1 protein-coding gene is annotated in these 15034 nt (G+C 76.5%); it reads left to right on the forward strand.

The features are described from left to right. Positions 1 to 7 precede the first annotated feature (7 nt). Positions 8 to 15016: a type I polyketide synthase gene (locus ACIQF6_RS00090; protein WP_400888168.1), complete on the forward strand. Its 15009-nt coding sequence runs from the start codon at positions 8 to 10 to the stop codon at positions 15014 to 15016. Positions 15017 to 15034 lie beyond the last annotated feature (18 nt).

Here is a 15034-nt window from a genome sequence, read left to right on the forward strand (position 1 = left end):
GGCACTGATGTCCGACGACAAGAAGCTGCTCGACTACCTCAGGCGCGCCACCGCGGATCTCGGTGACGCCCGGAGGCAGCTGCGCGAGGCCGAGCAGGCCCGCCACGAACCGATCGCCATCGTCTCCATGGCCTGCCGCTATCCCGGCGGCACCGACACGCCCGAACTGCTGTGGGACCTGGTCTCCCGGGGCGGCGACGCGATCTCCGCCTGGCCGGTCAACCGCGGCTGGGACCTGGAGGGCCTCTACGACCCGGACCCCGAGCGGCCCGGCACGTCCTACACCCGCAGCGGCGGCTTCCTGCACGACGCCGCCGACTTCGACGCGGAGTTCTTCGGCATCTCGCCGCGCGAGGCCCTGGCCATGGACCCGCAGCAGCGGCTGGCCCTGGAGACCGCCTGGGAGGCGGTCGAGCGGGCCGCGATCGACCCCCGGACGCTGCGGCGCACCGGAACGGGCGTCTTCCTCGGGGCGATCGGCAACGGCTACGGCGCGGGTTCGCGCCACCTTCCCGAGGTCCAGGGCCTGCTGGACACCGGGACCGCGAGCAGCGTGGTCTCCGGCCGGATCGCCTACACCCTGGGCCTCGAAGGCCCCGCGGTGACCGTCGACACGGCCTGCTCCTCCTCGCTGGTCGCCCTGCACCTGGCGATCCGGGCCCTGCGGGCCGGCGACTGCACGCTGGCCCTGGCCGGCGGGGTGTCGGTGATGGCGACCCCCGACGCGTTCGTGGCGTTCAGCCGCCAGCGCGCACTGTCGGCCGACGGCCGCTGCAAGGCGTTCGGCGCCGACGCGGACGGCACCGGCTGGTCCGAGGGCGCCGGCGTCCTGCTGCTGGAGCGCCTGTCGGACGCCCGCCGCAACGGGCATCCGGTGCTGGCGGTGATCCGGGGTTCGGCCACGAACCAGGACGGTGCGAGCAACGGCCTGACCGCGCCGAACGGCCCGTCGCAGCAGCGGGTGATCCGGGCCGCGCTCGCGGACGCGGGCCTGACGGCGTCCGAGGTGGACGTGGTGGAGGCGCACGGCACCGGCACCACCCTCGGCGACCCGATCGAGGCGCAGGCCCTGCTGGCCACGTACGGCCAGGGGCGGCCCGCCGAACGGCCGCTGTGGCTGGGCTCGTTGAAGTCGAACATCGGCCACACCTCGGCGGCGGCCGGAGTGGGCGGCGTCATCAAGATGGTGCTGGCGATCGAGCACGGCGAACTGCCCAGGACGCTGCACGCGGACCGGCCGACGCCCATGGTGGACTGGTCGTCGGGGGCCGTGGAGGTCCTCTCCGAGGCCCGGGCGTGGGACGACCCGGGCCGTCCGCGCCGGGCGGGCGTGTCCGCCTTCGGAGTCAGCGGCACCAACGCCCACCTGATCCTGGAACAGGCCCCGGCGGAGGACGCCGAACCGGCGGCCGACACCCCGGCCGACGGCGACGCGTACCCGCTGCCCTGGGTGCTGTCGGCGCGCACCGACGAGGCGCTGCGCGACCAGGCGGCCCGGCTGCTGGCACACCTGAGCGCCGACCCCGCACCCCTGCGCGCCGCCGACACCGGCCGCGCCCTCGCCCTCACCCGCACCGCCTTCGAGCACCGTGCCGTGGTGGTGGGCGGGAACCCGAGCGAGCTGCTCGACGGCGTGAAGGCCCTGGCCGAGGGCCGGTCGGTGCCGGCCCTGGTGCGGGGCGACGGCGTGTCGTCCGGTCGTTCGGTGTTGGTGTTCCCGGGTCAGGGTTCGCAGTGGGTGGGGATGGCTGCGGAGTTGTTGGTCGGGTCGGAGGTGTTTGCGGGGCGGATGGCGGAGTGCGGTCGGGCTCTGGCGCCTTTTGTGGATTGGTCGTTGGGGGAGGCGCTGGGTTCGGAGGCGCTGTTGGCGCGGGTCGATGTGGTGCAGCCGGTGTTGTGGGCGGTGATGGTGTCGCTGGCGGAGGTGTGGCGTTCGTTCGGCGTGGTTCCGGACGCGGTGGTGGGCCATTCGCAGGGTGAGATCGCCGCGGCTGTGGTGGCGGGTGGTCTGAGTCTTGACGACGGCGCTCGGGTGGTCGCGCTGCGGAGTCGGGCGATTCGGGTGTTGGCGGGGCGTGGCGGTATGGCGTCGGTGCCGCTGCCGGTGGGGGTGGTGCGGGAGCGGATCGCGGGCCGGTTGTCGGTGGCGGCGGTGAACGGTCCGTCGTCGACGGTGGTGTCGGGTGACGCGGCTGCGGTCAGCGCGCTGGTGGACGAGTTCGTGGCGGAGGGGGTGCGGGCGCGGCTGATCGAGGTCGATTACGCGTCGCACTCCGCGCATGTGGAGGAGATCCGCGAGCAGTTGCTGTCCGACCTGGACGGCATCAGCCCCGTGTCGGGTTCGGTGCCGTTCTTCTCGACGGTGACGGGTGGTTGGTTGGACACGGAGGCTTTGGACGCCGAGTACTGGTACCGGAATCTGCGGCAGACCGTCGAGTTCGGGCGGGCCACGGAAGCATTGCTGGCCGAGGGCTTCCGGTTCTTCGTCGAGTCCAGCCCGCACCCCGTGCTCACCTTCGGCGTCCAGCAGACCTCCGACGAGGCCGACACCGCCGGCTCCGCGCAGGGCCCCGCCGTGGTCCTGGGCACGCTGCGGCGCGGCGAGGGCGGCCTCGGCCGCTTCCTGACGTCCCTGGGAGAGGCTCACGCGGGCGGCCTGTCGCCCGATTGGGACCGGGTGTTCGCCGGGCACCGTCCGGACGGCGTCTCCCTGCCCACCTACCCCTTCCAGCGTCGCCCGTACTGGCTGGCGGACACCGGCCCCGCCGCAGGTGGCCTCGCCGGAACGTCCTCGGACGGCGACGACTTCTGGGAGGCCCTGGGCGGGGGCGACCTGGACCGGTTCACCGCGACCCTCGGGGTGACGCCCGAGGACCCGCTGAACGTGGTGCTCCCCGCGCTCGCCACCTGGCGCACCGAGCGCACCGAGCGTTCGGTGGTCGACTCCTGGCGCTACCGCGTGACCTGGCGGGCCCTGCCCGAGGGCCCCCCGGTCGCACTGGACGGCAACTGGCTCGTGCTGTCGTCGGACGGCGGGACCGAGGACGGGGTGCGCCGATCGGAGGCGACCGTCCACGTCATGGAGCAGGCCGGGGCCTCGGTGGTCCACGTGCGGATCACCGAGGCGGAGGCCGACCGCGCCGTGCTGGCCGACCGGGTCCGCGCGTCCCTCGACGCGCTGCCCGGCCCGGTGACGGGAGTGCTGTCGCTGCTGGGCCTGGACGAGCGCCCGCACTCGGCGCACCCCTCCGTCCCGTTGGGCACCGCGCTCAACCTGGCCCTGGTGCAGTCCCTCGGCGACGCCGGGATCGACGCGCCCCTGTGGTGGGCGACCCGGGGTGCGGTGTCGGTCGCGGGCACGGACACCGGGAGCGCGGTCAGCGCCGCGCAGAACCTGCTCTGGGGTCTGGGCCGGGTCGCCGCGCTGGAGTTCCCGCAGCGCTGGGGCGGTCTGATCGACCTCCCGGAGACGCTGGACGCGGACACCGCCCCGCAGCTGTGCCGGGTGCTGGCCGGTGGCGCCGGGGACGAGGACCAGGTCGCCGTACGGGCCACCGGCTGCCACGGCCGGCGGCTGGTCCGGTCCGCCCTGGGCGACACCGCGCCGCGGCGGAGCTGGCGGCCCGGGGGCACCGTGCTGATCACCGGCGGCACCGGCGGGATCGGCGCGCAGATCGCGCGCTGGCTGGCCCGGCGGGGAGCCGGGCACCTGGTGCTGGTCAGCCGGCGCGGCGCGGACGCGCCGGGTGCGCCGGAGCTCTCCGAGGAACTGGCCGCCCTCGGCGCCCGGGTCACCCTGGCCTCGTGCGACGTCGCCGACCTGGAGGCCCTGCGCGCCCTCAAGGACGGCCTGGAACAGGACGGCCACCGGATCGGCACCGTCTTCCACGCCGCCGGGGCCGGGCTGCTGGTGCCCCTGCCCGCCACCGACACGGACGAGTTCGCCGACACCCTGCACGCCAAGGTCGGCGGGGCCCGGAACCTGGACCTGCTCTTCGACCGGGACACGCTCGACGCGTTCGTGCTGTTCTCCTCCATCTCCGGGGTGTGGGGCAGCGCCGTCCACGGCGCCTACGCCGCCGCCAACGCCTACCTCGACGGCCTCGCCGAGGACCGCAGGAGCCGCGGCCTCGCCGCGACCTCCGTGGTGTGGGGGATCTGGAGCCCCGAGGGCGGGGCCGGCGGTATGGCGGCCGAACTGGCCGAGGACACCCTGCGCGGCCACGGCGTGCTCTTCATGCCGCCCGCGGTCGCGATCACCGGGCTCCAGCAGGTCCTGGACCACGACGAGACGGTGGTCGTGGTCGCCGACATCGACTGGGACCGCTTCGCGACGGTCTTCACCGCGGCCCGCCCCAGCCCGCTGATCGGGGAACTCCCCGAGGTGCGCGCCGCGCTGGCCGCCGAACCGGAGACCGGCGGGACCGGGGCCGGCGGAACGCCCTCGGCGCTGCGCGACCGGCTGGCGCCGCTCCCGGCGGCCGAGCGGACCCGGGTGCTGGTCGACCTGGTCCGGACCCACGCGGCCGCCGTCCTCGGCCACGACTCGCCGGACGCGGTCGCCCCCGGCCGGGCCTTCCGCGACCTGGGCTTCGACTCCCTGACCGCCGTGGACATGCGCAACCGGCTCAACACCGCCACCGGCCTGCGGCTCCCGGTCACCGTGGTCTTCGACTACTCGTCGGCGACCGCGCTCGCCCGGCGCCTGGAGACCGGACTGCTGGGCGCCGCCGAGGAGCCCGCCACCGTCCGGCAGCCCCCGGCGGCGGCCCCGGCCGTGGACGACGACCCCGTCGTGATCGTCTCCATGAGCTGCCGCTACCCCGGTGGCGTCCGCACCCCCGAGGACCTGTGGCGCCTGGTCGCCGACGGGCGCGACGCCGTCTCCGGGCTGCCGTCCGACCGGGGCTGGGACCTCGACGCGCTGTACGACGCGGACCCGGACCGGCCCGGCAGGAGCTATGCCGCCGCGGGCGGATTCGTCCGGGACGCGGACCGTTTCGACCCCGGGTTCTTCGGGATCTCGCCGCGCGAGGCGCTGGCCATGGACCCGCAGCAGCGACTGCTGCTCGAAACCTCCTGGGAGGCGATCGAGCGGGCCGGCATCGACCCGGCGTCCCTGCACGGCACCTCGACCGGCGTCTTCGCCGGCGCCTCCTACCAGGGCTACGGCGGCACCCTGCGCGACGTCCCCGAGGAACTGGAGGGCCTGTTCATCGCGGGCATCTCCACCAGCGTCCTGTCCGGGCGGGTCGCCTACCAGCTCGGCCTCCAGGGGCCCGCCGTGACCGTGGACACGGCCTGCTCCTCGTCGCTGGTGGCGGTCCACCTCGCCGCGCAGTCGCTGCGCTCGGGCGAATGCACGCTGGCCCTGGCGGGCGGTGCCACGGTGATGGGCACCCCGCTGTCGTTCACCGGCTTCAGCCGGCAGCGCGGGCTCGCCGAGGACGGGCGCTGCAAGTCCTTCGCCGCTGCGGCGGACGGCTTCGGCATGGCCGAGGGCGTGGGCCTGCTGCTCCTGGAACGCCTCTCGGACGCCCGCCGCAACGGCCACCCGGTGCTCGCGGTGCTGCGCGGCTCGGCGATCAACCAGGACGGCGCCAGCAACGGGCTGACCGCGCCCAGCGGCCTGGCCCAGCAGCGGGTGATCCGCGACGCGCTGGCGAACGCCCGGCTGACGGCCGCCGACGTGGACGCCGTCGAGGCGCACGGCACCGGGACCCGGCTGGGCGACCCGATCGAGGCCGACGCGCTGCTGGCCACCTACGGCCAGGACCGGCCCGCCGACCGGCCGGTGTGGCTCGGGTCGCTGAAGTCGAACATCGGGCACACCCAGGCCGCCGCCGGCGTCGGCGGCATCATCAAGATGGTGCTGGCCATGGGGCACGGCGAGTTGCCGCGGACCCTGCACATCGACCGGCCGTCCCCGAACGTCGACTGGACGGCGGGCGCCGTCGCCCTGCTCACCGAGGCCACCCCCTGGCCGGAGACGGGACGGCCGCGCCGGGCCGGAGTGTCCTCGTTCGGTCTGAGCGGCACCAACGCCCACGTCGTCATCGAGCAGCCGCCCGCCGAGCCCGCGCCCGAACCCGCGCCCGCACCCGGGGCGTCCGCCGTCCCGTGGGTGCTGTCCGGGCGGACCGCCGAGGCGGTGAAGGCCCAGGCGGAGCGGCTGCACGCCTACCTGACGGAGCGCCCGGAGCTGTCCTCCGTCGACGTCGGCTACTCGCTGGCCACCACCAGGACCGCCTTCGAGCACCGCGCCGCCGTCGTCGGCGACGACCGCGCGGCCCTGCTGGGCGGCCTGGCCGCGCTGGCCGCGGGAGAGCGCGCACCCGGCCTGGTCGAAGGCGCCGTCGCCCGATCGGCCCGGACCGTCTTCGTCTTCCCCGGCCAGGGCTCGCAGTGGGCCGGCATGGCCCGGGAACTGCTCGACCACGCCCCGGCCTTCGCCGACCGGATCGCGGCCTGCGCCCGCGCGCTCGCCCCGCACCTGGACTGGTCGCTGCTCTCCGTCCTGCGGGACGAGCCCGACGCGCCCCCGCTGGACCGGGTGGACGTGGTGCAGCCGGTGCTGTGGGCGGTGATGGTGTCGCTGGCCGAGCTGTGGCGGGCGCACGGGATCGTCCCCGACGCCGTGGTCGGCCACTCCCAGGGGGAGATCGCCGCCGCCTGCGTGGCCGGCGCACTGTCGCTGGACGACGCCGCCCGGATCGTCGCCCTGCGCAGTCGGGCCCTGCTTGCCCTGACCGGACGCGGCGGCATGCTGTTCGTGCCGCAGCCGGTCGACGCCGTACGCGAGGCACTGACCGCCCACGCCGGGGCACTCGACGTCGCCGCGGTCAACGGGCCGACGTCGGTGACGGTCTCCGGCGACCCGGCGGCCCTGGAACGGCTGCGCGATCAGTACTCCGAGGCGGGCGTCCTGACCTGGCCGGTCCCCGGCGTCGACTTCGCCGGACACTCGCCCCAGGTGGAGGAGCTCCGGGAGGAACTGCTCACCCTCCTCGCCGGCACCGCGCCGCGGACGTCCGACATCCCGTTCTACTCCACCGTCACCGGCGGCCCCGTGGACACCCTCGGCCTGGACGCCGCGTACTGGTACGAGAACCTGCGCCGGCCGGTGGAGTTCGGGCGGGCGGTCGACGCGCTCATCGCCGACGGACACCACACCTTCGTCGAGTGCAGCACCCACCCCGCGTTGACCGTCTGGCTCCAGCAGGCCGTCGAAGCGGCCGGGGCCGGCGACGGCGCCGTCGTCGGCACCCTGCGCCGCACCGAGGGCGGCCCCGGCCGCTTCCTCGCCGCGCTCGCCGAACTCCAGGTCCGTGGGCTGTCGGTGGACTGGGACACGGTGTTCGCCGGCACCGGCGCGCGCCGGCGGCCGCTGCCCACCTACGCCTTCCAGCAGCAGCGCTACTGGCTGGACGCCGCCCCCGCCCGGCACGCCGACGCCATGACCGGCCCGGCCGCCGCGACCGGCGCCGGCCCGGCCGACTCCGGCTTCTGGGAGGCCGTCGACCACGGCGACCTGGACGCCCTCGCCACCATCCTGCGGGTCGAGGACGGGGAACTGAGGGCCTCCCTCGCCTCCCTGGCACCCACCCTCGCCGAGTGGGCGCGCGGCCGGGCCGACGACCGGACCGCCGACAGCTGGCGCTACCGGGTCGCTTGGAAGCCCCTGCCCGCACCCGAGCGGCCCCGGCTCGCCGGCAGCTGGCTCGTCGTCGCCCCGACCGGCGCCGCCGAGGACCCGGCCGTGGCGTTCGCGGTGGACTCCCTGCGCGGACACGGCGCCGCGCCCGTCCTGGTCGAGGCGGGCCCCGACGCGACCGACCGGACCCGGTTCGCCGCACTGCTCCGCGACGCCGACGACCGCACCGACGGGCCGCCCGCCGGAATCCTGTCGCTGCTCGCCCTGGCCGAAGAACCGCACGGCGACGGATCGGCGCTGCCCCGCGGCCTCACCCTGACCGTCGCGCTCCTCCAGGCCCTGGGCGACCTCGGCGCCGACGCCCCGCTCTGGTGCGCCACCCGGGGAGCGGTGTCGGTCGGCCGCTCCGACCGGATCGACAGCACCCTCCAGGCCCTGGTCTGGGGCCTCGGCGGGGTCGCCGGCGTCGAGTACCCGCAGCGCTGGGCCGGCCTGGTCGACCTGCCGCGACAGCTCGACGACCGGGCCGCGACCCGGCTCGCCGAAGCACTGACCGACCCCGACGGCGAGGACCAGGTGGCGGTACGCGCCACCGGCCGCTACGGCCGCCGGGTCGTCCACGCCGCACTCGGCGACACCGCCCCCGTCCGCGACTGGACCCCCGAGGGCACCGTCCTGATCACCGGCGGCACTGGCGGCCTCGGCGCCCAGATCGCCCGCCGGCTCGCCCGCACCGGCACCGCGCACCTGCTGCTCACCAGCCGGCGCGGCGCACAGGCCCCCGGGGCCGACGCCCTGCTCGCCGAACTGCGCGGACTGGGCGCCGACGCCACCGCAGTGGCCTGCGACGTCGCCGACCGCGACGCACTGGCGGACCTGCTCGCCGGCATTCCGGCCGAGCGTCCGCTGCGCGCCGTCCTGCACACCGCGGGCGTCCTCGACGACGGGGTGATCGACTCGATCACCCCCGAACGCGCGGCCGGCGTCCTGCGCCCCAAGCTCGACGGCGCCCGCAACCTCGACGAGCTCACCCGTGAACTCGACCTGACCGCCTTCGTGCTGTTCTCCTCGCTGGCCGGCACGCTCGGCGGCACCGGCCAGGGCAGCTACGCCGCCGCCAACGCCTACCTCGACGCCCTGGCCCGGCACCGCCGCGACCTCGGACTGCCCGCCACCTCGGTCGCCTGGGGCCTGTGGGGCGGCGACAGCCTCGCCGCCGGCGCGGTCGCCGAACGGCTGATCCGCGACGGCCTGCCCGCCATGGACCCCGCCACGGCCACGACCGCGCTGCACCAGGCCCTCGGCCACGACGACACCGCGGTCCTCGTCGCCGACTTCGCCTGGGACCGCTTCACCCGGGCGTTCACCGCGCTCCGGCCCAGTGCCGCCCTCGGGGACCTGCCCGAGGTACGGGACGCGCTCGCCGCCGCGGGCGGCTCCCGCAGCACCGCCGACGGCGCCGAGCCGCCGGCCCTGCGGCTGGCCGCGCTGCCCCCGGCGGAACGCGACCGGGCCCTGCTGGACGTGGTCCGCACCGAGGTCGCCGCGGTGCTCGGCCACCCCGGGCCCGAGGCGGTGGGACCCGACCAGGCGTTCAAGGACATCGGCTTCGACTCACTGACCGCCGTCGAGCTGCGCAACCGGCTCGCCGCGGCCACCGGCCTGCGCCTGCCGGTGACCCTGGCCTTCGACTACCCCACGGCCACCGTCCTGGCCGGACACCTGCGCACCGAACTGCCGGGGGCGCCCGCCGCCGAGGCGCCCGACGCCCCCGGGCGGCCGGCCGCGGCCGCCGCGGTGCCCGAGGACGAGGCGATCGCCGTGGTCGCCATGAGCTGCCGCTACCCCGGCGGCGTCAGTACCCCCGAGGAGCTGTGGGAGCTCGTCGCGGGCGGACAGGACGCGATCACCGGCTTCCCCACCGGCCGCGGCTGGGACCTGGACGGCCTCTACGACCCGGACCCGGACCGGGCCGGCAGCACCTACGCGCGGGAGGGCGGCTTCCTCCACGACGCCGACCGCTTCGACCCGGCCTTCTTCGGGATCTCCCCGCGCGAGGCGCTGACCATCGACCCCCAGCAGCGGCTGCTGCTCGAACTCTCCTGGGAGGCGTTCGAACGGGCCGGCATCGACCCGCTGTCGCTCAAGGGCAGCGCGAGCGGCGTCTTCGTCGGATGCAGCCACCACGACTACGGGTCGCGGGTCACCGAACCCTCCGAGGAGTTCGAGGGCTACCTCGGCATCGGCAGCGCGGGCAGCGTGGCGTCCGGGCGGATCTCCTACAGCCTCGGCCTCGAAGGGCCCGCGGTGACCGTCGACACGGCGTGCTCCTCGTCGCTGGTCGCGGTCCACCTCGCGGCCCGGTCGCTGCGGGCCGGCGAATGCTCGCTGGCGCTCGCCGGCGGAGTGACCGTGATGTCGACGCCAGGCGCGTTCGTGGAGTTCAGCCGGCAACGGGTGCTCGCCGAGGACGGCCGCTGCAAGCCGTTCGCCGCCGCCGCCGACGGCACCTCCTGGGCCGAGGGCGCCGGACTGCTCGTCCTGGAACGCCTCTCGGACGCCCGGCGCAACGGCCACCCGGTGCTCGCCCTGGTCCGCGGCTCCGCCGTCAACCAGGACGGCGCCAGCAACGGCCTGACCGCCCCCAACGGGCCGTCCCAGCAGCGGGTCATCCGGGCGGCCCTCGCCGACGCCGGACTGACCGCCGCCGAGGTCGACGCGGTGGAGGCGCACGGCACCGGCACCCGGCTGGGCGACCCGATCGAGGCCCAGGCGCTGCTGGCCACGTACGGCCGGGAACGCGGCGCGCAGCAGCCGCTGTGGCTGGGGTCGCTGAAGTCGAACATCGGACACAGCCAGGCCGCCGCCGGAGTCGCCGGCATCATCAAGATGGTGCAGGCCATGCAGCACGGGACGCTGCCGCGCACCCTGCACGTCGACGCGCCGACACCGCACGTCGACTGGGCGGCCGGCGCGGTCCGGCTGCTCACCGACGACACCCCGTGGCCGGAGACCGGCCGCCCCCGGCGGGCCGCGGTGTCCTCGTTCGGAGTCAGCGGCACCAACGCCCACACCATCCTCGAACAGCCCACCGGGCCGTCCCCGGCCGCCGTCCCCGCGCCGACCCCGGCGCCCGCCCCCGACGCGCCCGCCCTGCCCTGGCTGCTCTCCGCCCGCAGCGCGGACGCGCTGCGGGAGCAGGCCGCCCGGCTGCTCCGGCACGTGGAGCAGGCCCCGGCCGTCGCCGTCGCCGACCTGGGCCGCGCCCTGGCGCTGAACCGCAGCGCCTTCGAGTACCGGGCCGCCCTCACCGGCACGGACCGGCCGGCCCTGCTCCAGGGGCTCGCCGCGCTCGCCGCCGGCGAGCCGTCGGCGGACCTGGTGAGCGGCGTCACCGGCCCGGCCGCGAAGACCGCCTTCCTGTTCCCCGGCCAGGGCAGCCAGCGCACCGGCATGGGCGCCGACCTGTACGCGCGGTTCCCGGTCTTCGCCGACGCCTTCGACGCGGTCTGCGCGGAACTCGACCCGCTGCTCGACCACCCGCTGCGGGAGGTGATCGACGCGGCCCCCGGCGACCCCGGCCACGGCCTGCTGGACCGCACCGAGTACACCCAGCCCGCCCTGTTCGCGCTCGGCGTCGCCCTGTACCGCCTGGTCGAGCACTGGGGCGTGCGCCCCGACCGGCTGCTCGGCCACTCCGTGGGGGAGCTGGCCGCCGCGCACGTCGCCGGGGTGTTCACGCTGCCCGACGCCGCGGCGCTGGTGGTCGCGCGGGGACGGCTCATGCAGGCCCTCCCGGCGGGCGGCGCGATGGTCGCCCTCGCCGCCGGGGAGGAGGAGGTGCTGCCGCTGCTCGCCGGCCGGGAGAGCGACGTCGGCCTCGCCGCGGTCAACGGCCCGGCCTCGACCGTGATCTCCGGCGACGCGGCAGCGGTGGACGAGATCGCCGCCCAGCTCGCCGCACGCGGCCGCAAGACCCGGCGGCTGCGGGTCTCCCACGCCTTCCACTCGCCCCTCATGGAGCCGATGCTCGCCGAGTTCCGCGAGGTCGCGGCACGGATCGTCGCGGGGGAGGCCGCCGTCCCCGTCATCTCCGACCTGACGGGCGAGCCGGCCACCGCCGAGCAGCTCGGCTCACCGGACTACTGGGTGGAGCACGTCCGCGGCACCGTCCGCTTCCAGGACGGCATGCGCCACCTGGAGCGCGACGGCGTCACCGCGTTCCTCGAACTCGGACCCGACGGCGCGCTCACCGCCATGGGCGAGGACTGCCTGACCGGCGCCACCGGCAACCCCGTGCTGGTGCCCCTGCTGCGCAAGGACCGGCCCGAAGCCCCCGCGGCGACGGCCGCCCTGGCCCGGCTGCACGTCACCGGTGTCCCCGTGGACTGGACCGCCGTCCACTCCGGCGACCCGGCCCGCTCCGCCGTCGACCTGCCGACCTACGCCTTCCAGCGCGGCAGCTACTGGCTGCCGGCCGGCCCGGCCACGGCCGGCCTGCCCGCGGCCGGGCTGCTGACGGTCGACCACCCGCTGCTCGGCGCCGGCACGGAACTCGCGGACTCCGACGGCTTCCTGTTCACCAGCCGGTTCTCGGTCCGCAGCCACCCCTGGCTGGCCGACCACGGCGTCTACGAGGGCGTGCTGTTCCCCGCCACCGCGTTCCTGGAACTCGCCGTGCGCGCGGGCGACCAGGTCGGCTGCGACCAGGTCGAGGAACTCACCCTGGAGGCGCCGCTGGTGCTCCCGGCGGGCGGAGCCGTCACGCTCCAGCTCACCGTCGGAAGCCCGGACGCCTCCGGCACCCGCCCGCTGAGCGTCCACGCCCGGGCCGCCGACGACGGCCCCGACGCCCCCTGGACCCGGCACGCGAGCGGCCTGCTCGGCTCCGCCGCAGGCCCCGACCCGGCGGACCCGGCCGACCCGGTCGACCCCGAGGCCTGGCCGCCGCCCGGAGCCGTCCCGCTCGACACGGAAGGCCTGTACGACCGCTTCGCGGGCGGCGGGTTCGCCTACGGCCCCGCGTTCCAGGGCCTGCGCGCGGCCTGGCGGCTCGGCGACGAGGTGTACGCCGTCGCGAGCCTGCCGGCGGAGCAGCGGCCGGACGCCGCCGCGTTCGGCCTGCACCCGGCGCTGCTCGACGCCGCCCTGCACGCGCTGGTGTTCGACGTCCTGGAGGGACCCGCGCAGGGCTGGCTGCCGTTCTCCTGGAACGGGGTGCGCCTGCACGCCTCCGGCGCCACCGAACTCCGGCTGCGGCTGACCCCCACGGGCCGCGACGCCGTCGCCGTGACGGCGACCGACGCCACCGGGCGACCGGTGGTCTCGGCCCGCTCCCTCGTCCTGCGGCCGGTCTCGGCCGACCGCTTCAAGGCCACCCGAGCCGGACACCACGAGGAACTGTTCCGCCCCGAGTGGCCGGCCCTGCCGGAGCGCGCCGCGACGGGCGCCGCCCTCGACCCGGAGTCCTGGACCGTGCTCGGCGCCGGGACGCCGCTGCCCTCCGGCGCCGCACCGCTCCCCGGCCGCACGGTCGCCGACTTCGCCGCGCTGTCCGCACTGCTCGACGCGGGCGCCCCGCCGCCCCGGCTGGTCCTGGCCGCCTGCCCGCCCGCCCCGGCCCCGCACACGCCGCCCGGCGCCCTCCGCGACGCGGTCCACGACGGCCTCGGCACGGCCCTCGCCCTGCTCCGCGGCTGGCTGGCCGACGAGCGGCTGACCGGCTCCAAGCTGGTCCTGGTCACCGCGGGCGCCGTCCCGGTGACCGACGACGACGTCCCGGACCCGGCCCTGGCCGCGCTCTGGGGCCTGGTCCGCTCGGCGCAGACCGAGAACCCCGACCGCTTCGTCCTGCTGGACCTGGACGCCCACGACACCCCGCCGGCCGTGCTCGCCGAAGCCCTCGCCTCCGGGGAACCTCAACTCGCGATCCGGGCCGGGGCCGTCCACGTCGCCCGGCTGGCCCGGGTACCGCTGGCCGCCGCCGGGCGCACACCCGGCTGGGCCGGCGACGGAACCGTCCTGATCACCGGCGGCACCGGTGCCATCGGCGCCCACGTCGCCCGCCACCTGGTCGCCGAACACGGCGTCCGGCACCTGCTGCTGACCAGCCGCAGCGGCCCCACCGCCGACGGCGCGCCGGAACTCCTCACCGAGCTCGCCGCGCTGGGCGCTCACGCCGAGATCGCCGCCTGCGACGCCGCCGACCGCGACGCCCTCGCGGCCCTGCTGGCCACCGTGCCCCCCGCGCACCCACTGACCGGGGTGGTGCACGCCGCGGGCGTCCTGGCCGACGGCGTCGTCGCCACCATGACACCCGGGCAACTGGACCTCGTCCTGCGCCCCAAGGTCGACGCGGCGATCAACCTGCACGAACTCACCGCCGACCTGAAGCTGTCCGAGTTCGTCCTGTTCTCGTCCATCGCCGGCGTCTTCGGCGGCATGGGCCAGGGCAACTACGCCGCCGCCAACGCCTTCCTGGACGCCCTGGCCCACCGGCGCCGCGCCGACGGGCTGCCCGGCCGCTCCCTCGCCTGGGGCCTGTGGGCCAACAGCACCGGGATGACCGGCGGGCTCACCGAGGCCGACCTGCGACGGATCGCCCGGGGCGGGATCGTCGCCTTCGACCCGGCCCGGGGACTGGCGCTGTTCGACACGGCCGGCGCCCTCGACGAACCGGTCGTCCTCCCGCTGCGGCTCGACACCGCGGCCGTCCGCGCCCAGGCCGGAGCCGGCGGCGTCCCCGCCCTGCTGCGCGGCCTGGTGCGCCCCGCCGCCCGGCGCGGCGCCGCGGGCCCCGCCGCCGGCGCCGGCCCCGACGGGCCCGACGCCCTGAAGCAGCGCCTGGCCTCCCTCAACGACACCCAGCGCGGCCGGGTCCTCCTCGACCTGGTCCGCTCCCACGCCGCCCTGGTGCTCGGCCACAGCGGCCCGGCCGCGGTCGATCCCGGACGCGGCCTGCTGGAGGTCGGCTTCGACTCGCTGACCGCGGTGGAACTGCGCAACAGGCTGCGCGCCGCCACCGGCCACCCCCTGCCGGCCACCCTGCTCTTCGACCACCCCACCCCGGCCGCGATCGCCGGACACCTCGCCGCCGAACTCGTCCCCGAGGCCGGGCCCGGCCCGGTCCCCGGCCTCGCCGAACTGGACCGGCTGGAGGACGCCCTCGACGGGGCCCTCGACGACCCGGCGGACCGCGACCGGCTCGCCGACCGGCTCCGGGAACTCCTGGGCCGCCTCGACCCGGCGGCCGCCGCGGCCGGCGGCGACGGCACGGCAGCCGACTCCATCGAGGACCGCATGGACGGCGCCAGCGACGACGAACTCTTCGACCTCATCGACAACGAACTCGGCCTGTCATGACACCGACCCGACACGCGA

Source organism: Kitasatospora sp. NPDC092948, assembly GCF_044754805.1.
Lineage (GTDB): Bacteria > Actinomycetota > Actinomycetes > Streptomycetales > Streptomycetaceae > Kitasatospora.